The organism is Streptomyces flavovariabilis, assembly GCF_000725785.1.
Taxonomy (GTDB): domain Bacteria; phylum Actinomycetota; class Actinomycetes; order Streptomycetales; family Streptomycetaceae; genus Streptomyces; species Streptomyces hawaiiensis.
In genome coordinates this window covers 37,510-63,017 of sequence record NZ_JNXD01000007.1, presented here as the reverse complement: position 1 = coordinate 63,017, position 25,508 = coordinate 37,510, and the positions used below count along the sequence as shown (strand labels likewise).

25 protein-coding genes and 1 riboswitch are annotated in these 25,508 nt (G+C 70.2%); of the genes, 15 read left to right on the top strand and 10 right to left on the bottom strand.

What is annotated here, in order from left to right:
* Window positions 1-264: 264 nt before the first annotated feature.
* The 3 genes from IO24_RS0114835 to thrC form a co-directional block, all read right to left on the bottom strand.
* A complete protein-coding gene (locus IO24_RS0114835) occupies window positions 265-468 on the bottom strand; it encodes a cold-shock protein (protein WP_010035953.1) in 204 nt (67 codons plus the stop codon).
* 447 nt (window positions 469-915) lie between these two features.
* A complete protein-coding gene (locus IO24_RS0114830) occupies window positions 916-1,191 on the bottom strand; it encodes a MoaD/ThiS family protein (protein WP_031135858.1) in 276 nt (91 codons plus the stop codon).
* An 88-nt stretch (window positions 1,192-1,279) separates the two neighbouring features.
* Window positions 1,280-2,566, bottom strand: a complete 1,287-nt coding sequence (thrC, locus tag IO24_RS0114825) for a threonine synthase (RefSeq protein WP_031135856.1) — start codon at window positions 2,564-2,566, stop codon at window positions 1,280-1,282.
* A gap of 15 nt (window positions 2,567-2,581) precedes the next feature.
* Window positions 2,582-2,737: riboswitch (SAM riboswitch) on the bottom strand.
* Between the two features lie 155 nt (window positions 2,738-2,892).
* On the opposite strand from thrC, the gene IO24_RS0114820 reads away from it, so the two are divergent.
* The 3 genes from IO24_RS0114820 to otsB all read left to right on the top strand — a co-directional run bounded on the left by IO24_RS0114820 (window position 2,893) and on the right by otsB (window position 6,187).
* Window positions 2,893-3,837: a glucosyl-3-phosphoglycerate synthase gene (locus IO24_RS0114820; protein WP_031135854.1), complete on the top strand. Its 945-nt coding sequence runs from the start codon at window positions 2,893-2,895 to the stop codon at window positions 3,835-3,837.
* A 73-nt stretch (window positions 3,838-3,910) separates the two neighbouring features.
* Window positions 3,911-5,353 carry an alpha,alpha-trehalose-phosphate synthase (UDP-forming) gene (locus IO24_RS0114815; RefSeq protein WP_031135852.1) on the top strand — a complete coding sequence of 481 codons (1,443 nt, stop codon included), beginning with the start codon at window positions 3,911-3,913 and terminating at the stop codon, window positions 5,351-5,353.
* Window positions 5,354-5,359: 6 nt separating this feature from the next.
* Window positions 5,360-6,187 carry a trehalose-phosphatase gene (otsB, locus tag IO24_RS0114810; RefSeq protein WP_031135851.1) on the top strand — a complete coding sequence of 276 codons (828 nt, stop codon included), beginning with the start codon at window positions 5,360-5,362 and terminating at the stop codon, window positions 6,185-6,187.
* Window positions 6,188-6,271: 84 nt separating this feature from the next.
* Here the strand turns inward: otsB and IO24_RS0114805 are convergent, their stop codons facing one another.
* The gene (locus IO24_RS0114805; protein ID WP_031135850.1) at window positions 6,272-6,517 is read right to left on the bottom strand and encodes a DUF3263 domain-containing protein; all 246 of its coding nucleotides are present in this window, start codon (window positions 6,515-6,517) and stop codon (window positions 6,272-6,274) included.
* A gap of 33 nt (window positions 6,518-6,550) precedes the next feature.
* Complete coding sequence (locus tag IO24_RS0114800; protein WP_031135849.1) at window positions 6,551-7,804, bottom strand: ABC transporter substrate-binding protein; 1,254 nt, start codon at window positions 7,802-7,804, stop codon at window positions 6,551-6,553.
* A 132-nt stretch (window positions 7,805-7,936) separates the two neighbouring features.
* Here IO24_RS0114800 and IO24_RS0114795 point away from each other — a divergent pair, with 132 nt between their 5' ends.
* The 3 genes from IO24_RS0114795 (at window position 7,937) to IO24_RS0114785 (ending at window position 11,134) form a co-directional block, all read left to right on the top strand.
* Window positions 7,937-8,878, top strand: coding sequence for an ROK family protein (locus tag IO24_RS0114795; RefSeq protein ID WP_031135847.1), 942 nt, complete (start codon window positions 7,937-7,939; stop codon window positions 8,876-8,878).
* A complete protein-coding gene (gene nagA / locus IO24_RS0114790) occupies window positions 8,878-10,089 on the top strand; it encodes an N-acetylglucosamine-6-phosphate deacetylase (protein WP_199808835.1) in 1,212 nt (403 codons plus the stop codon). Before IO24_RS0114795 ends, nagA begins: the two co-directional genes overlap by 1 nt.
* A 115-nt stretch (window positions 10,090-10,204) precedes the next feature.
* Complete coding sequence (locus IO24_RS0114785; RefSeq protein WP_031135843.1) at window positions 10,205-11,134, top strand: 1-phosphofructokinase family hexose kinase; 930 nt, start codon at window positions 10,205-10,207, stop codon at window positions 11,132-11,134.
* A gap of 9 nt (window positions 11,135-11,143) precedes the next feature.
* Here IO24_RS0114785 and IO24_RS0114780 read toward each other — a convergent pair whose 3' ends face one another.
* Both IO24_RS0114780 and cdgB read right to left on the bottom strand, forming a co-directional pair.
* On the bottom strand, window positions 11,144-12,079 hold the full coding sequence (locus tag IO24_RS0114780; RefSeq protein ID WP_031135841.1) for a CBM35 domain-containing protein: 936 nt from the start codon (window positions 12,077-12,079) through the stop codon (window positions 11,144-11,146).
* Window positions 12,080-12,196: 117 nt separating this feature from the next.
* The gene (gene cdgB / locus IO24_RS0114775; protein WP_031135839.1) at window positions 12,197-13,861 is read right to left on the bottom strand and encodes a diguanylate cyclase CdgB; all 1,665 of its coding nucleotides are present in this window, start codon (window positions 13,859-13,861) and stop codon (window positions 12,197-12,199) included.
* 337 nt (window positions 13,862-14,198) lie between these two features.
* Here cdgB and IO24_RS0114770 point away from each other — a divergent pair, with 337 nt between their 5' ends.
* Both IO24_RS0114770 and IO24_RS0114765 read left to right on the top strand, forming a co-directional pair.
* A complete protein-coding gene (locus tag IO24_RS0114770) occupies window positions 14,199-14,783 on the top strand; it encodes a flavin reductase family protein (protein ID WP_031135837.1) in 585 nt (194 codons plus the stop codon).
* Window positions 14,784-14,828: 45 nt separating this feature from the next.
* Window positions 14,829-15,296: a GNAT family N-acetyltransferase gene (locus IO24_RS0114765; RefSeq protein ID WP_031135835.1), complete on the top strand. Its 468-nt coding sequence runs from the start codon at window positions 14,829-14,831 to the stop codon at window positions 15,294-15,296.
* Here IO24_RS0114765 and arfB read toward each other — a convergent pair.
* Window positions 15,293-15,730 (bottom strand): alternative ribosome rescue aminoacyl-tRNA hydrolase ArfB, encoded by a 438-nt coding sequence (gene arfB, locus IO24_RS0114760; RefSeq protein ID WP_031135832.1) that lies wholly within the window; start codon window positions 15,728-15,730, stop codon window positions 15,293-15,295. The genes IO24_RS0114765 and arfB overlap by 4 nt on opposite strands.
* A 145-nt stretch (window positions 15,731-15,875) precedes the next feature.
* On the opposite strand from arfB, the gene IO24_RS0114755 reads away from it, so the two are divergent.
* The gene (locus IO24_RS0114755) at window positions 15,876-16,451 is read left to right on the top strand and encodes a TerD family protein (RefSeq protein WP_031135830.1); all 576 of its coding nucleotides are present in this window, start codon (window positions 15,876-15,878) and stop codon (window positions 16,449-16,451) included.
* A 190-nt stretch (window positions 16,452-16,641) separates the two neighbouring features.
* Here the strand turns inward: IO24_RS0114755 and IO24_RS0114750 are convergent, their stop codons facing one another.
* The gene (locus tag IO24_RS0114750; RefSeq protein ID WP_167551614.1) at window positions 16,642-18,087 is read right to left on the bottom strand and encodes a M1 family metallopeptidase; all 1,446 of its coding nucleotides are present in this window, start codon (window positions 18,085-18,087) and stop codon (window positions 16,642-16,644) included.
* 7 nt (window positions 18,088-18,094) lie between these two features.
* Here IO24_RS0114750 and IO24_RS0114745 point away from each other — a divergent pair, with 7 nt between their 5' ends.
* Window positions 18,095-18,595: a hypothetical protein gene (locus IO24_RS0114745; protein WP_031135826.1), complete on the top strand. Its 501-nt coding sequence runs from the start codon at window positions 18,095-18,097 to the stop codon at window positions 18,593-18,595.
* A 59-nt stretch (window positions 18,596-18,654) separates the two neighbouring features.
* Entirely contained in the window at window positions 18,655-19,305 is a 651-nt protein-coding gene (locus IO24_RS0114740) for a hypothetical protein (protein ID WP_051905912.1), read from the top strand.
* Window positions 19,306-19,313: 8 nt separating this feature from the next.
* On the opposite strand, the gene IO24_RS0114735 is transcribed toward IO24_RS0114740, so the two are convergent.
* Window positions 19,314-19,991 carry a pentapeptide repeat-containing protein gene (locus IO24_RS0114735; RefSeq protein ID WP_078899276.1) on the bottom strand — a complete coding sequence of 226 codons (678 nt, stop codon included), beginning with the start codon at window positions 19,989-19,991 and terminating at the stop codon, window positions 19,314-19,316.
* Between the two features lie 129 nt (window positions 19,992-20,120).
* On the opposite strand from IO24_RS0114735, the gene IO24_RS0114730 reads away from it, so the two are divergent.
* The 4 genes from IO24_RS0114730 to IO24_RS45160 all read left to right on the top strand — a co-directional run bounded on the left by IO24_RS0114730 (window position 20,121) and on the right by IO24_RS45160 (window position 25,413).
* The gene (locus IO24_RS0114730) at window positions 20,121-21,281 is read left to right on the top strand and encodes an FAD-dependent oxidoreductase (RefSeq protein WP_031135821.1); all 1,161 of its coding nucleotides are present in this window, start codon (window positions 20,121-20,123) and stop codon (window positions 21,279-21,281) included.
* A gap of 44 nt (window positions 21,282-21,325) precedes the next feature.
* Complete coding sequence (locus tag IO24_RS0114725) at window positions 21,326-22,309, top strand: zinc-binding dehydrogenase (RefSeq protein ID WP_031135818.1); 984 nt, start codon at window positions 21,326-21,328, stop codon at window positions 22,307-22,309.
* A gap of 69 nt (window positions 22,310-22,378) precedes the next feature.
* The gene (locus tag IO24_RS0114720; RefSeq protein WP_045296170.1) at window positions 22,379-23,293 is read left to right on the top strand and encodes an aminoglycoside phosphotransferase family protein; all 915 of its coding nucleotides are present in this window, start codon (window positions 22,379-22,381) and stop codon (window positions 23,291-23,293) included.
* Between the two features lie 638 nt (window positions 23,294-23,931).
* Window positions 23,932-25,413, top strand: a complete 1,482-nt coding sequence (locus tag IO24_RS45160) for a PIN domain-containing protein (RefSeq protein ID WP_157851254.1) — start codon at window positions 23,932-23,934, stop codon at window positions 25,411-25,413.
* The last annotated feature ends 95 nt before the right edge of the window (window positions 25,414-25,508 follow it).

The following is a 25,508-nucleotide window of genomic DNA, read 5'->3' as shown; positions in this document are numbered from 1 at the left end:
GTTGTCACTCTCACCTTCAGAGTGCTAACGCAATGATTAGCACTCGACCCCCGAGAGTGCAAGGCGCGCTCGCGAAGCGAGTGCTCGTCGAGGGGTGGTGGTCGGGTGACGGCGGGCGCAAGCGCCTCCCGGGGATCGGGCAGGGGGGCAGCCCCCGGCGAACACCGCCCGGCGCGCCTTCGAACAGGCCGAAGGGCCCGCACCCCGGGGGGTACGGGCCCTTCTGAGAAGACCGGTCGCTTGTGCGTTGGTCGTGGTGCGCGTTCAGGCAGAGACGCGAACCATGTCGGCCTGCGGTCCCTTCTGACCCTGCGAGATCTCGAACTCGACCCGCTGGCCCTCTTCAAGGGTGCGGTAGCCGTCCATCTGAATCGCGCTGTAGTGGACGAAAACATCCGCACCACCGTCGACCGCGATGAAGCCGTACCCCTTCTCCGCGTTGAACCACTTGACGGTGCCCTGAGCCATGCCTAACTCCCCTATTACTGGCCCTTGCACAGATCCACACTTCGCGGATCCGGGTCAGACCTCACCCCCCACGGTTGGGGGCGTGCGCCGGAACGCGTCGACCGCGGCTGAATGTATCTGTCCAACTGCCGTCTGCAACAGGTCAATCGGACGAGAATTCTGGACGCGCAGGGTCCGGAATGTAGGGAGAATTCGCCCGACTTCAGGGCAAGTCGGGCCACACAAAAAGAACAAAAGCCGCGAAAGACGCGCACACTTTGGCTACATCTTGTCGGGCTCGCGGCAGGAATTCAGGGTTCCGGTCACGAGATCCGGAACGCGTTCCCCAACTGTACCGCGCTCAATCACACAGAATTGCCCCCTCCGCTTCTCTCACGGAGGGGGCAATTCGATACACGCTCGGTGACCGGAATTACTCAAGGTAACAACCAAGCCGGTCGACCGGATTCAGCCGCCGGCGACGGCGGGAATGATCGACACGCCGGCGCCGTCCGGCGTCGCCGTCTCCAGACCCTGTTCGAACCGCACGTCGTCGTCGTTGACGTACACGTTGACGAACCGGCGCAGCTTGCCCTGGTCGTCGAGCACCCGGGCGGCGATCCCGGTGTGGTTCTTCTCCAGATCGGCGATGACCTCACCGAGGGTCCCGCCGTCGGCGGATACTTCGGCCTGCCCGCCGGTGTAGGTACGCAGGATGGTGGGGATGCGAACGGTGACGCTCATGACTTCAAAACCTCCGGTTGGATATCGCACCTAGGGGCGCGGGGAACTGCGCGACCAACCCCCACCGGCCCGCAGCGATCGACGACGCTCAGACGAGCCCGGCCTCGCGGAAAGAATCAAGGTTGGGACGAATGGTCGCGGTCAGCCCGGTCCCCGCCACCGCATCCAGCGTCTTCAGACCGTCCCCGGTGTTGAGCACGACAGTGGTCTTGGTGGGGTCGAGCAACCCGTTCTCGATCAACTTGCGCGTCACGCCCACCGTCACACCACCGGCGGTCTCCGCGAAGATCCCCTCGGTCCGGGCGAGCAGCTTGATCGCGTCGACGACCTGCTCGTCGTTCACATCCTCCACCGCACCGCCCGTACGGCGCGCGATGTCGAGGACGTAGGGCCCGTCCGCCGGGTTGCCGATGGCCAGGGACTTGGCGATGGTGTCCGGCTTCTGCGGCCGCACCACGTCGTGTCCGGCCTTGTACGCCGTCGACACCGGCGAGCAGCCCTCGGCCTGCGCGCCGAAGATCTTGTACGGCTTGTCCTCGACCAGACCGAGCTTGATCAGCTCCTGCAGACCCTTGTCGATCTTCGTGAGCTGCGAGCCGGAGGCGATCGGCACCACGAGCTGGTCCGGCAGCTGCCAGCCGAGCTGCTCGCAGATCTCGTACGCGAGCGTCTTGGAACCCTCCGCGTAGTACGGCCGGAGGTTGACGTTGACGAAGCCCCAGCCCTCGCCGGCCGGGTCGCCGATCAGCTCGGAGCAGAAGCGGTTCACGTCGTCGTAGTTGCCCTCGATGCCGACGAGCTCGCCGCCGTAGACCGCGGCCATGACGACCTTGCCCTGCTCCAGGTCGTGCGGGATGAACACGCAGGAGCGGAAGCCGGCGCGGGCCGCGGCGGCACCCACCGCACCGGCGAGGTTGCCGGTGGAGGAGCAGGAGAGCGTGGTGAAGCCGAAGGCGCGGGCGGCCTCGATGGCCTGGGCGACGACACGGTCCTTGAAGGAGTGCGTCGGGTTGCCGGAGTCGTCCTTGACGAACAGCTTGCCGGCGTCGACACCCAGCTCACGCGCGAGGTTGTCGGCCCTGACGAGCTTGGTCCAGCCCGGGTTGATGTTCGGCTTGTCCGCCACGTCGGCCGGGACCGGCAGGAGCGGGGCGTACCGCCAGATGTTCGCCGGGCCCGCTTCGATGCGCTTGCGGAGCTCCTCGGCGTCGTAGGACGAGAAGTCGTAGGCGATCTCCAGCGGACCGAAACACTCCTCGCACGCGAAGACCGGGCCGAGGGGGACGCGGTGACCGCACTCGCGGCAGCTCAGCGCCGCGGCGGGACCGAGGTCTACGGTGGAGTCAGTGGTGCTTGCAACAGTCTGCACAGCCATGTGAGGCGAGGCCCTTCCTCATCTTCCTCACGACGCATTTCGCCGCGAGACGGATTTGGCACCTTCCCTAGCCGGGAGCCTCGCGAAGTGGTCGCCAGTGACCTACGAGTACCGACTGGAGGGTTGCCGGGGCTTCATCGGGCCGTTTCCCTCTGCCCCTCTGGATGAGCTGTATGTGGTTGTAGGCGGCGGGTGACCCCGGACATGCGATGGTCATCCGCGTTGTTCAAGACTGTAACCGACGACCAGGACAGTTGAGATAGTCGTCCGAACCGCGAGATGGATCACAGTCCCTCCCGCCTGGAGTACGCAGAGGAGCCGCCACGGTGCTGGAAGAAGTCGAGCGCTGGCTGAGCACCCGTTCCTGGTCTGCGACCGATCGCCCCCTCCACCAGGTCCTGGCCGCCAAGCAGCGCACGGGCCGGACGGTCAGCGTCGTGCTGCCCGCGCTCAACGAGGAGGCGACGGTCGGTGACATCGTCGCCGTCATCCGCCACGACCTGATGCGGCAGGTCCCGCTCGTCGACGAACTGGTCGTCGTCGACTCCGGGTCCACCGACCGCACGTCCGAGGTGGCCGCCGCCGCGGGCGCGCGGGTGGTGCACCGGGACGGGATACTCCCGCGCCTGCCCGCCGCGCCCGGCAAGGGCGAGGTGCTGTGGCGCTCGCTGCTCGCCACCCGGGGGGACATCGTCTGCTTCGTCGACGCGGACCTCAGGGACTTCTCGTCCGACTTCGTCTCCGGGATCGTCGGCCCGCTGCTCACCGAACCGGACGTCGACCTGGTGAAAGCCATGTACGACCGTCCCCTCGGTGGCGCTGCCGGGCAGGGCGGCCGGGTCACCGAACTGATGGCGCGCCCGCTGCTCAACATGCACTGGCCGCAGCTGGCCGGCTTCGTGCAGCCGCTCGGCGGCGAGTACGCGGCCCGCCGCTCGCTGCTGGAGCGGCTGCCGTTTCCCGTCGGGTACGGCGTGGAGCTGGGCATGCTGGTCGACGCCCTGCACCTGGCAGGCCTGGACGCCCTCGCCCAGGTGGACGTCGGAGTGCGCAAGCACCGGCACCAGGACGGGCAGGCGCTGGGCCGGATGGCCGCCGCGATCTACCGCACGGCTCAGCTGCGGCTGGCCCGCGGGCATCTGATCCGGCCGTCCCTGACGCAGTTCGAGCGGGGCGAGGACGGCTTCGAGCCGCGGACGTACCGCGTGGACACCGAGGAGCGTCCGCCGATGGTGGAGATCGCCGAGTACCAGGCGCGGAAAGCGGCCTGACCGGGGCCGTTTTCGGCCGGGTACGGAAGATCCGCACGTTTGAGCGTTTCCGGGCCGGGCTAGGTTGAGGCTTATGGCTTCAACGTACGGTGCTGCGCAGGTGCTGGTGGCCTCCAACCGGGGTCCCGTCTCGTACACGGTGGGCGAGGACGGATCGCTGGACGCCAAACGAGGCGGCGGCGGACTGGTCTCCGGCCTCTCCGCGATCGGCTCGGACGCGGACGCGCTGTGGGTGTGCTCGGCGCTGTCCGACGGCGACCGGGAGGCGGTGAGGCGCGGAATCGTAGGGGCGGGGCCGGAGGCCCCTCCGCAGAGGGGCGGTGGCGGGCGACGGGCGGGAGAGGACGGCGTGCGGATGCTGGACGTCCCGGCCGACGTGCACGCCGACGCGTACAACGGCATCGCCAACTCGGTCCTGTGGTTCGTGCACCACATGCTCTACCAGACGCCCCTGGAGCCGGTCTTCGACGCCGAGTTCCGGCGGCAGTGGGCCTCCTACGAGACGTACAACCGGGCGTTCGCCGAGGCGCTGGCCGAGGAGGCGGCGCAGGGTGCGGCGGTGGTGGTGCAGGACTACCACCTGACGCTGGTGCCGGGCATGCTCCGCGAGCTGCGGCCGGACCTGCGCATCGGGCACTTCTCCCACACGCCGTGGGCGCCGCCGGAGTACTTCCGGATGCTGCCGGACGACGTGGCCGGGCAGGTGCTGCGCGGCATGCTGGGCGCGGACCGGCTGGGCTTCCTCACCGAGCGCTGGGCGGAGGCGTTCACCGCGTGCGCCGAGCGGTTCGCCGGCGGGCTCGGCGGCACCCGGATCGGAGTGCACGGGCTGGGGGCCGACGCGGAGTTCCTGCGCAAGCGGGCCCACGAGCCGGACGTCGAGGAGCGGATGGCCGCGCTGCGGCAGGAGATCGGCGAGGGCCGGCGCACCATCGTCCGCGTCGACCGCACCGAGCTGTCCAAGAACATCGTGCGCGGCATGCTGGCCTACCGGCGGCTCCTCGAGGCCCACGCCGAGTGGCGCGAGCGCGTGGTGCACGTCGCCTTCGCCTACCCCTCGCGGCAGGACCTCGCGGTGTACCGGGACTACACGGCCGAGGTGCAGCGGCTCGCGGACGAGATCAACGCCGAGTACGGCACACCGGGCTGGAAGCCGGTCGTGCTGCACGTCAAGGACGACTTCGCCCGCTCACTGGCCGCCTACCGGCTGGCCGACGTGGCACTCGTCAACCCCATCCGGGACGGCATGAACCTCGTCGCCAAGGAGGTCCCGGTCGTCTCCGACGCGGGCTGCGCGCTGGTGCTGTCGCGGGAGGCCGGGGCGCACGAGGAGCTCGGCGAGGACGCGATCACGGTGAACCCCTACGACGTGACGGGCACCGCGGCGGCCCTGCACGAGGCTTTGTCGATGCGCCCGGACGAACGCGCCGAGCGCAGCAAGCGCCTGGCGGCGGCGGCGACGGCACTGCCACCGGCGCAGTGGTTCGTCGACCAGCTCGAAGCGCTGAGGGGCTGAGCGGCGATGAGCGCGAACGCGTTGCCCGCGCCTGTCACGAAGGCCGGGCAGGACGGGCTCGCCGCCCTGCTCGCCGATCCCGGCAAGGCGCTGGTCGCACTGGACTTCGACGGGACGCTCGCGCCGATCGTCGCCGATCCGGAGCTGGCCCGGGCCCATCCGGAGGCGCTGGGCGCGCTGGTGGCGCTCGCCCCGAAGGTCGCCGCCATCGCGGTGATCACCGGCCGGCCGGCCGAGGTCGCGGTGCGCAACGGCGGCTTCGCGGACGCACCGGGACTGGAGCACCTCGTCGTCCTCGGGCACTACGGCACCGAGCGGTGGGACGCCCGCAGCGGCAAGGTCACCGCCCCCGACCCGCACCCCGGCGTCGACGCCGTCCGCGCCGGGCTGCCCGGGCTCCTCGAAGGCAGCGGGACCTGGGTCGAGGACAAGGGCCGGGCTGTGGCCGTGCACACCCGCCGGGCCGCCGACCCGCAGGCCGCCTTCGAGGCCCTGCGCGAGCCGCTCACCGACCTGGCGACCCGGCACGGCCTGATCGTCGAGCCCGGCCGTATGGTCCTGGAACTGCGCCCGCCCGGCATGGACAAGGGCGTCGCCCTCGCCGGCTTCGCCCGGGAGATCGGCGCCGGATCCGTCCTCTACGGCGGTGACGACCTGGGCGACCTGCCCGCCTACGCCGCCGTCGGCACCCTGCGCGCGGAGGGCACCCCGGGCCTGCTGGTGTGCAGCGGCAGCGACGAGGTGACCGAGCTCAGGGAGCGGGCGGACCTGGTGGTGGACGGCCCGGAGGGCGTCGTACGGCTGCTGGCCGCGTTGGCGAACCGGATCGGCTGAGGTCGCGCCCCGAAGGGGCGCGGGGAACTGCGCGAACAACCACGACGCACCTGCACCCCGCGACGGGCAGAAGCCCCACGGCCCTCAACGATCAGACCGGCGCCGCTCCCGGACACGCCGCAGCCGATTGACCGTCACCGGATCATGCGCCAGCGCCCGCGCGTCGTCCAGCAGGGCGTTGAGAAGCTGGTAGTAGCGCACCGGGGCGAGACCCAGCTCCTCGCGGATAACCCGCTCCTTCGCGCCGGGCCCGGAGAAGCCGCGGCGTTCGAGCGCGAGGATGTCCTGCTCCCGGCGCCCGAGCCGCGTCCCGTCGTGCTCCTCGTCCATGCCCGGCACCGTAGCGCCCGCCACCGACAACGCCTACTCCGCGCTCTCCGCCCGGATCGCCGCCGCCTGGAGGTGGCCGAGGACGCCCGAGGGACTGCCGCCGGGCGCGACGGCCTTGCCGATCTGCTGCTTGACCTGGGAGCTGACGTCGGCCCAGGAGGTCTTGCCGACCGGGTAGAGCTCGGAGGCCAGCAGCTCCTCCAGGAACGGCCTGAGGTGCCGGTCCTCGTCCGCGGCGGCCATGGTGCCGGACGCGGAGGAGGTGACCGGCAGCAGGTCGTACTCGCGGGAGAAGGCCAGCACGTTCTTCTCGCTGTAGACGAAGTCGAGGAAGTCGCCCACCTGGTCGCGGTGGCCGTTCTTGCGGAACGCCGTCATCCAGTCGGAGACGCCGAGCGTGGACTTGCTCGGGCCCTCGTGGCCCGGTGTGGGCACCATGCCGTACTTGATGCCGTTCTTGGCGGCGATCTTCATCAGCGAGGGGTGGCCGTTGAGCATCCCGACCTCGCCCTTCGCGAAGCCGGCGAACGCCGCGGCCCGGTTCAGATTGCCCGGCGCGACCGGCCCGGTCAGGTCCTTGCCGACCAGGTCGTCCTTCAGCCAGGAGAAGGTGTCGATGTTCTCCGGGGAGTCGATGCCGTAGCCGTCGACGCTGTCGGTGTAGCCGCCCCCGCCGCTCAGCATCCACTGCATGGTCTCGGCCTGCGCCTCCTCCGGGCCGAGGGGCAGCGCGTACGGGACCTTCACGCCCTCCGCCTTGAGCGCCTCGGCGTCCTCGGCCAGGTCGTCCCAGGACTCGGGCGGGGTGATGCCGGCCTTGGCGAAGAGGGTCTTGTTGTAGAAGAGCACGCGGGTGGAGGCGGCGAACGGCATGCCGTACTGCACGCCCTTCACCTGGCCCGCGGAGGCCAGCTGCCCGACGAAGTCGGCCTGCGTGCGTATGGAGAGCAGGTCGTCGGCCTTGTAGAGCCGGTCCTGGGCGACATAGTCGGCGTACGCGCCGATCTGCGCCATGTCCGGCGGGTCACCGGCGGCGACCATCTCCCTGACCTTGCGGTCGACGTCGTTCCAGGAGTAGACGCTGACGTCGATCTTGACGTCGGGGTGGTCGGCCTCGTACTCCTCGACGAGCTTGTCCCAGTACTTCTTCGAGCTGTTGGCCGCGCTGTCGCCGTAGTCGGCGGCGACCAGCTTCAGGGTCACCTCGGCCGAGCCGCCCGTGACACCGCAGCCGCCGAGCACCGCCGTCATGCCCAGTGCGGACACCACCGCGATCGTTCCTGCCATCCGCCGCCGCTGCACCGCTTCTCTTCCCCAACCCCGGCGTCACCGCCGCCGAAACATTTCGATATCCGGAATAAGGTCTACACCACGTGAGTGGACTAGACCTCTTGCGGGTCCGCGGGTCACACTGTTTCCGTGAGACATGTCATCGCCCTCGACGTGGGCGGCACCGGAATGAAGGCCGCCCTGGCCGGACCGGGGGGCCAGGTGCTGCACCGGGCCCGCCGTGCCACCGGACGCGCCCAGGGGCCGGACGCCGTGGTCGCGGGCATCCTCGACTTCGCCGCCGAGCTGCGTGCCTACGGCACCGAGCAGTTCGGCACGCCCGCGTCCGCCGCCGGCGTGGCCGTCCCCGGCATCGTCGACGAGGCACGCGGCGTCGCCGTCTACGCGGCCAACCTCGGCTGGCGCGACGTCCCCCTGCGCGCCCTGCTGGCGGAGCGGCTGGGCGTCCCGGTCGCCCTCGGCCACGACGTGCGCACCGGCGGCCTCGCCGAGGGCCGGGTCGGCGCGGGCCGGGGCGCCGACCGGTTCCTGTTCGTGGCCCTGGGCACCGGCATCGCGGGCGCCATCGGCGTCGACGGCCGGGTCGAGGCGGGCGCCCACGGCTTCGCGGGTGAGATCGGCCACATCGTCGTACGCCCCGGTGGGGCCCCCTGCCCGTGCGGGCAGCACGGCTGCCTGGAGCGTTTCGCCTCGGCCGCGGCCGTGAGCGAGGCCTGGGCGGCGGCCTCCGGCGACCCGGGCGCGGACGCGGCGGACTGCGCGAAGGCGGCGGATTCCGGCGACCCGAAGGCCCGGGCGGTCTGGCAGGAGGCGGTCGACGCCCTCGCCGACGGCCTGGTCACGGCCCTGACGTTGTTGGATCCACGCACTTTGATCATCGGTGGTGGCCTGGCGGAAGCGGGGGAAACCCTGTTCACGCCGCTGCGGGAAGCGATCCGCAGTCGCATCACCTTCCAGAAGCAGCCGGCACTCGTCCCGGCGGCGCTGGGTGATACGGCCGGATGTCTCGGCGCCGGGCTCCTGGCCTGGGATCTCCTCGACCACACCGACCGCATGGAGGTAACGCCCTGATGGCAGCGGACTCAGGGGCGCGGGGAACTGCGCGACCAGCCCCAACGCACCCGCACCCCGCGACGGCCGGACACCCCACGGTCCTCACCGGCGCGACAGTGGTACTCCCCACAGGCACCGTCGAAAACGGCCGACTGGCCGTCCACGGCACCCGCATCGCCGCCACCGCCCCGGAAAACGCCCAGGTCATCGACGTAACGGACCACTACGTGATCCCCGGTTTCGTCGACCTCCACAACCACGGCGGCGGCGGAGCCTCCTTCACCTCCGGCTCCGTCGACGACATCCTCAAGGGCATCCACACCCACCGCCTGCACGGCACGACCACCCTGGTCGCCTCCACCGTCACCGGCGACCTGGACTTCCTCACCCGGCGCGCCGGCCTGCTGAGCGAACTCGCCGAGCAGGGCGAGATCGCCGGCGTCCACTTCGAGGGCCCGTTCATCTCCCCCTGCCGCAAGGGCGCCCACTCCGAGGCCCTCCTGCGCGACCCGCACCCCGCGGACGTCCGCAGGCTGATCGACGCGGCCCGGGGCCGGGCGAAGATGGTCACCCTGGCCACCGAACTGCCCGGCGGCCTCGACTCCGTACGCCTCCTCGCCGAGCACGGCGTGATCGCGGCGATCGGCCACACGGACGCGACGTACGAGCAGACCGTGGAGGCCATCGACGCGGGCGCCACCGTCGCCACCCACCTCTTCAACGCGATGCCCCCGCTCGGCCACCGCTCCCCCGGCCCGATCACGGCTCTCCTGGAGGACGACCGGATCACGGTCGAGCTGATCAACGACGGCACGCACCTGCACCCGGCGGCGCTCCGGCTGGCGTTCCACCACACGGGCGCGGACCGGGTCGCCTTCATCACGGACGCGATGGACGCGGCCGGGTTCGGCGACGGCCGCTACTGGCTGGGCCCGCTGGAGGTGGAGGTCGCGGACGGCGTGGCCCGCCTGGTGGAGGACGGCACGATCGCCGGCTCGACACTCACCCTGGACCGCGCGTTCAAGCGGGCGGTCACCGTCGACGGCCTCTCCGTCGAGGACACGGTGAAGGCCCTGTCCGCCACCCCGGCCCGCCTGCTCGGCCTGGACGACACGATCGGCTCACTGGAGCCCGGAAAGTACGCCGACCTGCTGCTCCTGGACTCCGCGTACGACCTGAAGGGCGTCATGCGCCGGGGCGAATGGGTGGTCGGTCCCCAACTGGGCTGATCCATCCCGCAGTCGAAGGACGGTGGCCGGCTCCAGGACTGGGCCGACCGCCGTCTCTTTGGCATGATCAGGGAACGTTCACCGCAACAAGCGCGTCTGGGGGGAGGTCGGCAAGATGATCCTCACGGTCACGCTGAACACCGCTCTCGACATCACCTACCTCGTACGGTCCCTCCGGCCGCACGCCTCCCACCGCGTCTCCGAGGTGACCGAGCGCCCCGGCGGCAAGGGCGTCAACGTGGCCCGCGTACTCGCGGCCCTCGGACACGAAGTGACGGTGACGGGATTCACGGGCGGGGCGACGGGCCGGGTCGTACGTGAGGGGCTCGCGACGGTACCGGGCGTCGTGGACGCGTTCGTCCCGCTCTCCGGGGCGACCCGCCGCACCATCGCCGTGGTCGACGACCGGACCGGCGACACGACCCAGCTGAACGAACCGGGCCCCACGGTCACGCCCCAGGAGTGGTCGGCCTTCCAGGAGGCCTACGAGGATCTGCTCTCCGGCGTCTCCGCGGTGGCCCTGTGCGGCAGCCTGCCGCCGGGCGTTCCGGTGGGCGCGTACGCGGGCCTGGTCCGCACGGCCAGGTCCGCTGGGATCCCGGTCCTCCTGGACACGAGCGGCGAGCCACTGCGCCGGGGCGTCGCGGCCCGTCCCGACATCATCAAGCCGAACGCCGACGAACTGGCCGAGCTGACCGGCTCCCACGAACCGCTGCGCGCGACCCAGGACGCCCGCCGCCGGGGCGCGGGCGCGGTGGTCGCGTCCCTCGGCCCCGAAGGCCTCCTCGCCGCCACCCGAGCAGGCCGCTGGCGAGCCACCCCTCCGACCCCGCTACGAGGCAACCCGACAGGCGCGGGCGACTCTGTGGTCGCGGGCCTCCTGTCGGGCCTGGCCGAACACCTCTCCTGGCCGGACCGCCTGACCCGGGCAACGGCCCTCGCGGCAGCGACGGTGGCAGCACCGGTTGCCGGGGAGTTCGACCGGGGGGTGTACGAGCAGATGCTGGGGAGGGTGACGGTTTCGGGGGAGGTCAGCGCCGCGTGAGCGGAGCCGTCACTTCTTCAGCCAGAGCTGGTCGAGAACCGCGTCGCACTGGTTGCCCTCGTTGCAGGCGATCTCGATGGTGTTGGTGCCCTTGGTCAGGTTGACGTTGGACCACGTCTCCTGCCAGCCCTTCTCCCAGTCGCCCTTGGGCAGACCGCCGAAGTTCTTCATGTTGACGGGCCGGTCCTGAGCCTCACCGTTGACCATCAGGGTGGCGTTGGCGTCGACGCCCGGGATGCCGTAGCGCACGTAGAGCCGGTAGGTGCCGGCCTTCTCGATGCCGTCCACCGTCCAGGTGACCTTGGCACCGACCTGGTTGAAGCCCGTTACGTAGACCCCGCCGTCGGCCTTCGCGCCCTTGACGTCCGACGCCGTCGTCAAGCCGGGGCTGAGCCGCAGGGCCTTCGCGTCGATCTCCGGGAGATTCTGCTGGGCCGCTCCGGCCTTGCTGCTCGAAGGGCTCGGCTTGGACTCCTGGGACTGGGTGGGGGCCGTGCCCACTTCGTCGGACGCGTCGTCCTTGTCCTTGTCGCCGCCCAGCATGGCCACGCCGATGCCGATGACGACCGCGGCGACCACCGCGATCGCGCCGATCAGCAGGCCCTTGGTGTTCGGGCCGCGGCCGCCCCGGCCGCCGCCCGGCACCTGATGCTGCACGGTCTGCGCACCGCCCGGGAGCGTCTCCGGCGCCGCGTAGTGCGCGTTCGGCCGGCCCTGGGCGCTGTGCTGCTGGGGGACCTGGCCGTACGGCGCGGTCTGGCCGGCGGCCGCCTGCGACTGCTGGCCGTACGGGCGGGTACCGACCGCCCGCACCCGGTTGACCGAGTTCGGGTAGCCGTAGCCCCCGGACGGCGGCTGGGCTCCGTTGGCCTGCCCGTCGGCGTAGAGATAGCCGAACGGGTCGTCGTCCTCGGGCGTGCTCGCGCCGTTGTTGCCGGGCGTCATCCCTTGGTCTCCTCAGTCAGGTGCGGTGCATGCGGTACACGGGTGAGTAAGCGAGCCTACCCGCTCCCGGAGACCCAAACGGGTGACTCACACCGCATCAAATGCCTGACCTGGACTTCACCCGGCGCGTCTGTGTTGTTTGGGACGAGATCGTTTCTCGACGTACATCCGCTCGTCAGCGGATTTCAACACTTCGTCCGCCGTCATTCCACAGTGTGCCCATCCGATGCCGAAGCTGGCGCCCACCCGGACGGCCCGCCCCTCGGCACGGATGGGCTGGATGATCTCGTTGCGGAGCCGGACCGCGAGGTCCTGTGCGTCGGCCCGGCCGAGTCCGTCGGCCAGGATGACGAATTCGTCACCCCCGAGCCGGGCGACCGTGTCGCCGTCGCGGACGCCGTTGTTCAGCCGCCGGGCCACCTCGATGAGAACCGCGTCACCCGCGTTGTGCCCGAACCGGTCGTTGATCGACTTGAAGCCGTCGAGGTCACAGAAGAGCACGGCGAGGCCCTTGGTGCCGTCGTCGTGGTCGCCGTCGCCGTCCGGGGCGATGGTGTGCACGTGGTGGTCGTAGGCGTCGTACGACTCGGCGCCCTGCCGGAAGTCGAAGCCGGGCCCGACCACGTCGAAGGCGGGATGGCCGTAGGCCGCGTCGACGGACTCTGCGAGGGAGTGCGGCGACGTCGCGCGCTGGCAGAGCCGGGCGGACAGGCGGGAGCGCAGCTCCGCGGAGTTCGGCAGGCCGGTGAGCGAGTCGTGCGAGGCGCGGTGGGCGAGCTGGAGCTCGCGGCGCTTGCGCTCCTCGATGTCCTCGACGTGGGTGAGCAGGAAGCGGGGTCCGTCGGCGGCGTCCGCGACGACGCTGTTGCGCAGCGAGACCCACACGTAGGTGCCGTCCCGGCGGCCGAGGCGGAGCTCCGCGCGTCCGCCCTCCGCCGAGGTGCGCAGCAGGGTGCCTATGTCCTCGGGGTGGACCAGGTCGGAGAACGAGTAGCGGCGCATCGCGGAGGCGGGGCGGCCCAGCAGCCGGCACAGGGCGTCGTTCGTGCGCAGGATCCGGCCGTGCTGGTCGCCGCCCATCTCGGCGATGGCCATGCCGGAGGGTGCGTATTCGAAGGCCTGCCTGAAGCTTTCCTCGCTCGCCCGCAGCGCCTGCTGCTCGCGCTCCAGGCGGACCAGCGCGCGCTGCATGTTGGCGCGCAGCCGGGCGTTGCTGATCGCGATGGCGGCCTGGAAGGCGTACATCTGGAGCGCCTCGCGGCCCCATGCTCCGGGCCGGCGGCCGTTGCGCGGCCGGTCCACGGACAGCACGCCGATCAGTTCGCCGCACGCGGCGCTGCCCTGCGGGCCCGGCGCGTACATGGGGGCGAAGAGCCGGTCGGCCGGGTGCCACTCGTCCTCGAAGCGGGGGGCGGGGCCGTCGGTGTACCACTGCGGGACGTCGTCGTCGTCGAGGACCCAGCCTTCGGTGTGCGGTATGAACACCAGGTCGCCCCAGTGCTCACCCATGCCGAGGCGGCGTTCCCAGGACTCGCGCGAGCCGACGCGGCCGGTGATGAGGGCTTCGGCGGCGGGGTTCCCGGCGAAGGCGGCGACGACGAGATCGCCGTCCGGCCGTACGAGGTTCACACACGCCAGCTCGTAGCCGAGGGCCGCGACGACGCCCTCCGCGACGGTCTGCAGTGTGTCCGCCAGGCTGCGGGCCGTGTTCATGTCGGCCATGACCTGGTGCAGTTGTCGCAGGGACGCAAGGCGGACGTAGGGCTCCGACTCGCTCTCCATGCTCGCCCTCCCCCCGAGACCTCGCAGCGAATCAAGGGTTCTCATCGGCGTATCGTCCTGGCAGCTTCCCCGCCACTGAATCACAGCGCGCTGCTCACTCGGTACACAGGGTCAACAATTCCTGCCCCTTGTGACTCAAGTCACAGGCAAACCTGAACAATTGCGTGGAGTTTCTGCGTTCTTCACGTGCGTCTACCGACGCCAATTTTGTCAGGATGCGCGCATGTATTTCCGTCGTGCTCTTCGGTGGACCGCGGATGTCCGTCGGGAGTCCTAAGACCGTGATCGGGCGGGAGTCCGATGCGGGGCGCGCGCGGCGGAGATTAGCGTCTCCGGTGTGCCGAACACTCCCGCCGCCCCGTCCCCGATCATTCCGTCGCCCGCCTCCGGGCATGCTGAGGGGGTGAGCAACGACGAGTTCCGCGCCGCCATGTCCCGGCTGGCCTCGGGTGTGGTCCTGGTGACCGCGCAGGAGCCATCGCTCGACCCGGACGACCCCTCGGCGCCGGATGTCGAGGACGTGGGCATGACGGCCACGGCCTTCATGTCGGTGTCCCTGGACCCGCCCCTGGTGCTGGTGAGCCTGCGCGAGGGCTCCCGCATGGACGAGCTGCTGGAGGAGCAGGACCTGTGGGCGGTCTCGGTCCTCTCCGAGAGCCAGCGGCACATCGCGGGCCGTTTCGCGATGAAGGGCCGCCTCAGCGACCGGCTGCTGTTCGCCGACATCCCGTACACGCGCGGCGAGTACACCGACGCCCCGCTGGTCGGCGGCGCCCTGGCCGTCCTGGAGTGCCGCACCGAGCAGCGCGTCCCGGCGGGCGACCACACCCTGGTCATCGGCCGCGTCCTGACCGCCGGCGTCCCGAGCGCGGAGGGCGGGCCCCTGACGTACTTCCGGGGCAGGTACCGGCAGTTGGGCTGAGGAATTGGCCGGCCCGGTGGTGATCCGCCCTCCTGGGGTGCGCGCATGACCAAGACCGGCCCGCGCCTCGCGGAGATCACCCCCGGGAACCTCGACGCCGCCCTCGGCATCCACGTCCGCCCCGACCAGGAACACGCGGTCGCCCCGGTCGTGAAGTCGCTCGCCGAGGCCTGGGTCCATCCCGGCATCGCCTGGCCCCGCCTGATCGTCGACGGCGACCGCCCGGTCGCTTTCCTCATGGCCTTCCTCGACATCGACTGGTACGAGGACGGCAGCGTCCGCCGCTCAGGCCTGTGGCGGCTGAACATAGCGGCCGGGGAGCAGGGCCGGGGGTACGGCCGGTTCTCCGTCGAGTCGGTGGCGGCCGAACTGCGCCGGCGCGGCGCCGAAGAGCTCTACGTCACCTGGCACCCGGGGCCCGACGGCCCGGAAGGCTTCCACCTGGGACTCGGCTTCCGCCCGAACGGGGAGACCAGCGAAGGCGAGACGGTAGGGGTCCTGGACCTGGCCTAACCCCAGTCCCGCGCGGAGCGCCCCCGCTTCGTCTCCGAGCGCTGCTTCTTCTCCCGCAGCCGGCGTTCGTTGATGCCCCGGGGGATCCGGGTCGGCTTGCGGGGTCTGGGCGGGGGTGCGGTGGCCTCGGCCAGGAGCGCGGTGAGGCGTACGGCGGCGGCCTCGCGGTTGCGCCACTGGGAGCGGTGCTCGGAGGACCGTACGGTGACGACTCCGTCGACCAGGCGCCCGGCCAGCCGCTCGAGGGCCCGCTGCTTCCACACCGCGGGCAGCGCCTCGGTCTTCGCCACGTCGAAGCTCAGCTCGACCTTCGAGTCGCTGGTGTTGACGTGCTGCCCGCCCGGCCCCGACGACCGCGAGAAACGCCACATGAGCTCGGCCTCGGGCAGGGAGGCGGAGCCGCGGATGACATGGGGACCGGACATGCCGTCCATGTTCCCGCTCCTGTCCGGTCCACGTCACCCGAATAATCGCGAGTAAAGAAAGTAAAGGAGCTGGAACCTCGCGTACCCCTCTCCACGTTCATGGGGGTAGCTGTAGCTTCTTGCCGTACGTAAACGAGGGAAGGGACTCCCAACAATGGCTGTAAGCCTGTCCAAGGGTGGCAACGTCTCGCTCACCAAGGAGGCTCCGGGCCTGACCGCCGTCACCGTGGGCCTCGGCTGGGACGTCCGCACCACCACCGGCACGGACTTCGACCTCGACGCCTCCGCGATCGCGGTCAACACGCAGGGCAAGGTCTACTCGGACGCCCACTTCGTCTTCTTCAACAACAAGGAGACGCCGGACAGCACGATCGTCCACACGGGTGACAACCGCACGGGTGAAGGCGCCGGCGACGACGAGGCGATCAACGTCAACCTCGCCGGCCTCCCGGCCGACATCGAGAAGATCGTCTTCCCGGTGTCGATCTACGACGCGGAGAACCGCTCGCAGAACTTCGGCCAGGTGCGCAACGCCTACATCCGCATCGTCAACCAGGCCGGCGGCGCGGAGATCGCCCGCTACGACCTGTCGGAGGACGCGGCCACGGAGACGGCCATGGTCTTCGGCGAGCTCTACCGCAACGGCGCGGAGTGGAAGTTCCGCGCGGTCGGCCAGGGCTACGCCTCGGGCCTGGTCGGCATCGCCCAGGACTTCGGCGTGAACGTCTGACGGACGCCCTTGGGTGACCTACGGAGCCCCCGGCCGCGGATGACGGGCCGGGGGCTCCGGCGTCCCCTCGGGGGAGCGTCCCCAAGGGGCGCGGGGAACTGCGCGACAAGCCCCGAACCACCTGCGCCCGACACGCGGCGCAAGCCCCAACGGCGCTTCTACCGGACCTCGTAGGGCCCCTTTCGGCCCCTCAGGACCGCCCCGGCTTCTCCTCCCCGTACAGCCACTCGTCCCAGACTCCCTCGACATCCGCCCCGGGCGCCCGCTGCTCGACGTACGCCGTGAAGTCGGCCGTGTCGGCATTCCCGTACCGATACTCCGCCGCCCACCCCCGGAGCATCGAGAAGAACCGGTCGTCCCCGACGGCCTGCCGCACCTTCTGCAACACCATCGCCCCCCGCCAGTACACCGGCGGGTCGGAGATCCGCGCGGCGCTCGGCGGGTCCGCCGGCGGGAAGTCCCAGATCTCCTCCCCGGCCTCCTCCGTGTCGAAGTACTCGCCGGAGTACAGCGCGTCGAACGTCTCCTGCGCGCTGTCCCCGCCGTGGTCCTCCTCCCACAGCCACTCCGCGTACGTCGCGAAGCCCTCGTTGAGCCACATGTCCCGCCAGCTCTTCGGCGTGACGGAGTCGCCGTACCACTGGTGGGCGAACTCATGGACGAGGAGCGTGATGTCCGGCGCCCCCGGGAACACCGGCCGGGTCTGGGTCTCCAGCGCGTAGCCGACGGAGGCCGCCCGGTCGACGATCGCGCCGGTGGAGGAGAAGGGGTACGGACCGAACCGCCGCTCGGCCCACCGCAGCACCTCGGGGATCCGGCCGAGCACCGCCCGGCTCGCTGCCGCCTCGGCCGGGTCGACGGCCGTGTACACGGGCAGGTTCCCGGCCCTGGACCGGCTGATGCCGAAGCGGCCGATCGCGACCGTCGCGAGGTAGCTCGCCATCGGCCGTGCCATGTGCCAGGTGGACGTCGTACGCCCCCGCGCGGTCGTCTCGCTCCGCAACTCCCCGTTTGACACGGCCCGCAGCCCCTGCGGCACGGTCACCGTGAGGTCGTACGCCGCCTTGTCGGAGGGGTGGTGGTTGCCGGGGAACCACGCCATCGACCCCGTCGGCTCGCCCAGCGCGAGCACCCCGTCCGTGGTGCGCAGCCAGCCCTCCTGGGACCCGTCCGGGTCGGTGACGGTCTCGGGTGCGCCCGAGTAGCGGACGGTCACGCGGAACGTCTCGTCCCGGCCGATGTCGTCGTGCGGCCGGACGGTGAGCTCCTGCCCGGCGCGGTTCCAGCGGGCGGTCTCGCCACCGACGGTGACCTTCTCGACCTCCATGCCGAGCAGGTCGAGGTTGAACGCGGAGAGGTCCTTGGCCGCGCGGGCAGTGAGGGTGGCCGTGCCGGTGAGGTGGTGGGCGTCGGGGTCGTAGGCGAGGCGCAGGCCGTAGTGGGTGACGTCGTAGCCGCCGTTGCCGGCCTTCGGGAAGTACGGGTCGCGGACGCCGGAGCCGCCCGGGGTGCCGTGCACTCCGCCGCCGCACGCGGTGAGGACGAGAGCGGCGGCGAGCAGGGTGGCTGCGGGCAGCGTGGGGACAAGACGTACAGATCGGGCCACGATCGCGATCCTACGGGCGCATGACACCATCACCTCCGTGCTCGACATCGGCTACGCCCTCTCCAACCGCTTCCCCGACCCGCCGCAGACCGACTACCGCCGCGCGGAGGTCCGGGCACTGCGGCACGACCTGTTCTGCGGGGACGTCTATCTGGCGGACACCAAGACGGATCACGAGGTGTCCACAGCCTGGGGATGGGTGCCGGTGCTCGACTTCGCGTGGGCGCTGTGCGACATCGTGGAGCGGATCGACCAGGACCCGGCGGGCTCGCGGGCCTCCCGGCCGCAGCGGGCGGAACTGGACTTCACCGAGTCGACGGACCGGATGCTCTTCGAGCGCCGCTTCGGCTGGGTGGACATCGAGGCCGACTGGATGCGCGCGGAGGAGCCCGCGCTCACCGTCTCCCACAGCGAACTGCGCCGCGAGGCCCGGGACTTCCTGCACGACCTGATCGCCGACCTCACCGACCTGCACGACGACCTCGCCGACAACCCGGCGATCTGGACCCTCCTGGCCCGCTTCCCCCGGGTCTCCTGACCGGCCGGACACGATGACACCATCACCCGTGATCAGTACCTGACACGGGGAGAACAGGCATGGCGCAGGAGCGTGTGGTCTACACACTGAACTACAAGGTGACCCCACCGGCCGTCGTCAGCGGCGAACCGGGGCGGGGCACGTCCCTCCGCCTCATCCGTGATCCCGGACCCGCCCCCGACCGGCTCCACTCGCTGCGGGCCTTCGATCTGCGCGCCGAGGACTGGACGCCGGTCGCCCGCGTGATCACGGAGCAGACCCTGGGCTCCCGGCTGAGCGGACGCCCGGCGGTGTACCAGGTCCTGGATCCCCAGGGGGCGCCACTCGGACGGGTCACGCTGAGGCGGCGCCGCGCCTTCCGCTGGGGCCGCAAGCGCTGGACCGTGGAACCGGCCGCCGGGCCCGTCCTCGACGGATACCAGGGCCGCTGGTGGGCGTGGGCGCTGTGGTGGCCGCTCGGTCTGCCGGTCTATCTGCTGTTTCTGGCCTGGGTGCTGCTGGCGGAGGCCGACGACGGCTTCCGGCCGCCGCGACGCGTCATCTGGCGCGACGGCTCACGCCGCGCCCATCTGGTCTTCCGCGCGGTGGCCGAGGACTACCGGCTGCTCAGGCAGGACCTCGACCCGCGTCTGGTCAACGCCCTCATCGCGCTGCACCAGTCCTACGACTGCCCGGAGGAGGCGGGGACAGAAGGCTGGTACGGGAGGTGAGCAGGGGGTCAGCCCTCCACGCGGATCCCCCACTGCGCCGCCAGCACCGGCGCCAGGTCCAGTAGTTGTGCCGGGCTGATCACCGCCCCCGACAGCCGGTCCAGCCCCCGGCTGATCTCCAGCGTCGCGGCCCCTCGCAGGTCGACGTCGGTCAGGGTCGCCGCGTGGAAGTCGGCGCCCTTCAGCGCGCAGTCCACGAACTCCACGCGCTCCAGGCGGGCCCCGCCGAAGTCCGGCTCGACCAGGACGCAGCCCTCGAAGACGACGTCTCTGAGCCGGGCCGTGCGCAGGTTCAGATAGTCGATCTTGCCGCCGCGGATCAGCACCCGCTCCAGCACCGCCCCGTGCAGCTGCGGTCCGCCGAGCCGGGCATCGCTGAGCTCCACGTCGCGCAGGGTCGCCTCGGCGAGGTCGGTGCCGACGCCGCGGACGCCGGTGAAGGCCGAGTCCAGGAAGCGGGCGTGCCGCAGCCGGGTCTCGTCCAGCGCGCAGCCCGTCAGGGCGCAGTCCATGAAGCGGGCGCCCGACCCGTCCTGCCCGGACAGGTCCGCGTCCCGGAAGTCCAGCCCGTCGTAGTCCCCGTCCGGCTCCAGCTCACCACCCTCGTGCGGCTCCAGCACCGGCAGCCGGACCTCCGGTCGCCGCGCGCCCTTCACACTCGTACCGCCCACCGCTCGCCTCGCCATGCCCCCATGCTGCACCCCACCACTGACAACCGGCCCTGACCTGCGTGAACACCACCTATGTCACATTCCGGGGCCCTCGATCGGTCGTACTCGCAGAAGGCGGCCCCGACCCGAGGGAGATCCCCAGCCATGCACCGCATCACCGTCATCGGCGGCGGCTTCGCCGGACTGACCGCGGCCATCACCGCTGCCGAGGCGGGCGCCAAGGTCACCATCCACGAGGCCCACCACACGCTCGGCGGCCGGGCGCGCACCGCCGAGGGCCCGTACCGCACCAACGAGGGCCCGCACGCCCTCTACAGCGGCGGCCCGCACTGGGCCTGGCTCAAGCAGCGCGCCCTCATCGGACCGCTCGCCCCGCTCCCGCCGCTGGAGGCGGCCCGGCTCCGGCTGCGGCACCACGGCGTGCTGCGCCGCACCCCGCCCTTCCCGATGCTGAAGCTGCTGCGCCGGGCGGGCCGGCAGGCGCCCGTGGACGTGGACTTCCTGACCTGGGCGACGGGCATCGCGGGCGAGGAGGGGGCCCGGGCCGCCGCGCACTACTCGGCGGTCGCCCTGTTCCACCACGACCCCGGGTCGCTGTCGGCCGCGTTCGTGCAGGAGCGGCTGCGCCGTGCCACCAAACTGCCGCCCGAGGCCCACTACCCGCGCGGCGGCTGGGCGAGCCTCATCGACCGGATGGCCGCTCGCGCCTGGAACATGGGCGTCCGCATGGAGACGCTGTCCCGCGTCGACGAGCTCCCCACCGACACACCCGTCGTCGTGGCCACCTCCCTCGACGCCGCCCGCCGCCTGCTCGGCGACGACTCCCTGACCTGGCCCAGCGGCCGTACCGCCCTCGTCGACCTGGCCGTACGCACCCGGCGGGGGGACGCCTTCGCGGTCTCCGACCTGGACGCACCCGGCTGGCTGGAGCGGTTCACCGCCCAGGACCGCAGCCTCGCCCCGGCGGGCGAGCAGTTGATCCAGGGGCAGATCCCTCTCGCCCCGCACGAGTCCAAGGCCGACGGCACCGCCCGCGCCGAGCAGCTGCTCGACCTGGGCTTCCCGGGCTGGCGCGAACGGGTCACCTGGCGGCGCGAGTCCGTCGCGGACGGCCGTACGGGTGCGGTCGATCTGCCCGGCACCAGCTGGCGCGACCGGCCGGCCGTGGACCGGGGCGACGGTGTCTACCTCGCCGGTGACCAGGTCGCGGCCCCCGGCGTGCTGTCGGAGGTGTCCTTCAACAGCGCCCTCACGGCGGTCTCTCTGGCCCTCGGCCGGCGCGAACTTGACCTCAAGCAAGCTTGAGGCCGAAGGCTGGTCGCACCGAACGCCCCACCAGAGGAGCTGCCATGCACGCCATCCGCCTGCACACCTTCGGCCCGCCCGAGAACCTCGCCTACGAGCAGGTCGAGGACCCCCGGCCGGGCCCCGGCCAGGTCCGGATCGCCGTACGCGCGGCGGGCGTCCACCTTCTGGACGCGGCCCTGCGCGAGGGCATGCGGGGCGGACCGGCGAACGAGCGGGCGCCGCTGCCCACCGTCCCGGGCCGCGAGGTCGCCGGTGTCGTCGAGTCCCTGGGCGAGGGCGTCGCCGGGCTGTGGCTCGGCAAGCGGATCGTCGCCCACCTCGGCTTCGTCCCGGGCGGCTATGCCGAACTGGCCGTCACCGAGGCCGAGCGCCTGCACGGGATCCCCGGGAACCTGGACTTCGCCGAGGCCGTCGCCATGATCGGCACGGGCCGTACGGCGATGGGGATCCTGCAGTTCGCCGACCTCGGCCCCGACTCCGTGGTCGTCGTCCCGGCCGCCGCCGGAGGCATCGGCACCCTCCTCGTGCAGTACGCCAGGAACGCCGGCGCGACGGTCGTCGGCCTCGCGGGCGGCCCGGAGAAGACCGCCCGGGTGCGGGCGGGCGGCGCCGGTCTCGCCGTCGACTACAAGGACCCCGCCTGGCCCGAGAAGATCCGCGCCCAGCTCGGCGGCCGCACCGCGACCGTCGTCTTCGACGGCGTCGGCGGCGACATCGCCCGCGAGGCCGTCGCCCTCCTCGGCCCGGGCGGCAAGCACATCGTCTTCGGCTGGTCCGGCGAGGGCGTCCACGACGGCGGTCCCTACCTCGTCGACGGCGTCTCCGAGCAGGTCCTCGGCCCGGTGATGCTGGAAAAGGCCGGCGGGCCCGACCCCCTCCGCACCCTCGAACTGCGCGCCCTCACCGAAGCCGCCGCGGGCCGGCTCACCCCGGCCGTACAGCGCTTCCCGCTCCGCGAGGCCGCGGCAGCGCACCGGGCACTGGAGACCCGGGGCACCACGGGAAAGGTCGTCCTGGAGCCATGACCGGTCCCGGCGCCCGCGCCCGCGCCGGGACCGGCGGCCGGGCACGAGGCCCCCCTCCCGCGAATTCGCATGACCCGCCCGGCGCGCCCCACTACCGTGCCGAGAGTGATCGACATTCCCCGGGAACTGGCGGCATCACAGGAGAAGTTCAACGGCGAGGCGGGCCGCGCCTTCATCACCGGACTGCCGGAGCAGACGGCCCACTTCCTCGACCACTGGCAGCTGAGACCCGACGGACCACCCATGCACGGCGTGTCAGCCCTGGTCCTCCCGGTCGTCCGCGCCGACGGCACCCCGGCGGTCCTCAAGCTCCAGATCCTCGACGAGGAGAGCGAGGGCGAACCGGTGGCGCTGCGCGTCTGGAACGGCGACGGGGCCGTCCGCCTCCTCGACCACGACGAGCCCACCGGCACCATGCTGCTGGAGCGCCTCGACGAGACCCGCATGCTGTCCCACGTGCCGGACGTCCACCAGGCCGTGGTCACCATCGCCGAGCTCCTGGCCCACCTCACGGCCTTCCCCGCCCCGCCCGGCATGCGCCGCCTCGGCGACATCGCCCAGGGCATGCTCGACCAGACCCCCTGGGCAATCGGCCGCATCCCCGACCCGGAGACCCGCCGCCTCCTCGCCGACTGCGCGGCCGCGCTACGCGAAGTCGCCGACGAGCCGGGCGACCGCCTCCTCCACTGGGACCTCCACGACGAGAACGTCCTCGCCTCCGACCGCGGCCCCTGGCTCGCGATCGACCCCAAGCCCCTCGCCGGCGACCCCGGCTTCGAACTGTGGCCCGCCCTCGACAACCGCTACGACCCCGACGACATCCTCTGGCGCTTCGACGCCATGACCGACATCCTCGCCCTGGACCGCGACCGCGCCCGCGCCTGGACCCTCGGCCGCCTCCTCCAGAACGCCCTGTGGGACATCGAGGACGACCGCCCCCTCGACGACGCCCAACTGGAAATCGCCCGCCGCTTGATCCCGTGACGGGCACGGCACGCCTCGGACAGCCCGCCGGGCCTGAACCGGCCGCAGCGACCAGGACGGAACCGCCACCGCACCCGCTGACGACGAAACCCCAGGTCAGTACACACCTGACCTGGGGTTCAGCAGAGCCCCCTGTCGGATTCGAACCGACGACCTACGCATTACAAGTTGTCCGATCTTGGTCCGGCTGGGTCCGTTGGCATCCGCGAAGCAGGCCTTTCCTTATGGTCAGAGAGGTAGCGGACTACAGCGGACGACTGCAGATGTTGACGGACCAAGGGCCGTATGAGACTGCAACTGAGACCGGCGCCTGCCACCCCTGCCGCGAGTACTGCCACGCTCCTTGCCACCTGTGGGCAAGTGCGCAACTTGGACCCGCCGCTCCAGACACCGCGCGATCAACGGCATCGGCGAGGGGCCTACGGCCGCTCATTGCAGCCCCCCCTTGCCGCTCAACGGCAAGAAGCCCCAGTCTCTGCAGTGTCGGGGCAGCCTACGGATTGAACTAAGCGGAAGCTCGGCGCGGCGGGCTGATGCTCGCTAACATCAATACCTCATCCGTGAACTAGGGGGCCGAATTGTCAACATTCTTGAGCTGCTTCGAGGGTCGCTGGCGTCGCCCTGCCAGCGATTACAGGGTGGCAGTTCGGTCATACACGATTGCCCTAGATACAAACGTCCTACTTGAGCTTTACCGATTCACACCCGAAGCCCGGGATGAACTGCTGAACGTAATAGAACAACTTCGGGATCGCATCTGGATTCCCCACCAGGTCGTGTCGGAATACTACTCACGACGAATCGATGCAGTGAAGGAGAGATTGAAGCTTCATGAGGCAATTCCTAATGCCCTTGATGAACTAAAGAGGAAAGCGGCCCAAGAGTTGCATGTCTTCGCCAAGAGGTGCTCATTGACAGATGACGATAAGGAGAAGCTACTCACACCAATCGAAGCGGCCTTCAGGAACGCGACGGAAGAGGTTCGACGTCATTCGAAGGCGTTTGACCTTACTCTAGAGCGAGTAGTTTCCGATGATCCGATTCTATCCAGACTTGCCCGAATCCTAGACGGCAGGGTCGGGCAAGCATTCGACGCAGAGGATGTCGAATCTCTAACAAAGGAAGCAGACCGTAGATATGCTGAAAAGATCCCCCCTGGCTACAAAGACGCCGGTAAACGAGAAAATCCACACGGCGACTTCTTCATCTGGGAACAGATGTTGCGGGAGGTAGTAGCGCGCGAAGCATCATTGCTGTTCGTAACGAATGACGCTAAGGAGGATTGGATCGCCAAGGAGGGCGGGCTCACCATTGGTGCCCATCCAGAGCTGATCGCAGAATTCAAGAAACGCCGCAACGGCGGAGACTTTCTGATCATCCAATTGAGCTCATTTTTGACCTTTGCCAAGGAAGAGCTCGGTGCCGCTATTAGCCCTTCAACTTTGGAGCAAGCCAAGAACCTGCAAGACAGCGCTGGAGCGAAAGAGGCAATTGACGTCATTCTGGATGCTGAAGAGGTTCGCAACATCCCTCACCTTCTAGCTGCAGAACTCAACCGGTGGGACTCGCATGCCGGGAACCGTAGACTCAGTGCCCGTAACCGACAGCAGGCCATGCATGAAGGGCAGCGCGTACTAGAGCTGCTAAACCGCCTGCCTGAAGTCTCACAGGCGCAACTCGCCAACGATTCGGTGAGAATGAAACTCACACGCGATGATTGGGAGATTCTGAAAGAGGCGTTCAGACGCAGCCCTGCCGCAGTCTCCCGGCGAGAGTACGGCACCGCACCTGGTCCGGCGCCCCTATCCAACCAAGGTGTGGCTAGGCACCTCGATGATCTGGAGCTAATGCGACAGAGGCTAGCTCTTGAATATCAGGACGGTAAGCACACAGTTGACGCAGCACGCACCGAGGTGGATTCGCTTCGCATGTCCGAAGAAGGAGGTAGGAGACTACGCGAAGCAGAGCGAGCTTTGGATTCGGGAGAGCGACGGTTGCGGGAAATCCTGACGCAAATCTCAGACATTGATGAGCAGATCGAAAACAGCAGGCGTCTCATCAATGGACGAATCAACGACCAGACGAATGAACTTCAAAAGCGACTTTCCGACAGCGACTGAAATCCGATCATGGAAACTTGCGAGCAAGACCGCGCGGGCACGTTGAGACCCTGTACACCCCGAAAAGTGGTCCCCCACTGAGACCGGATTAAGTG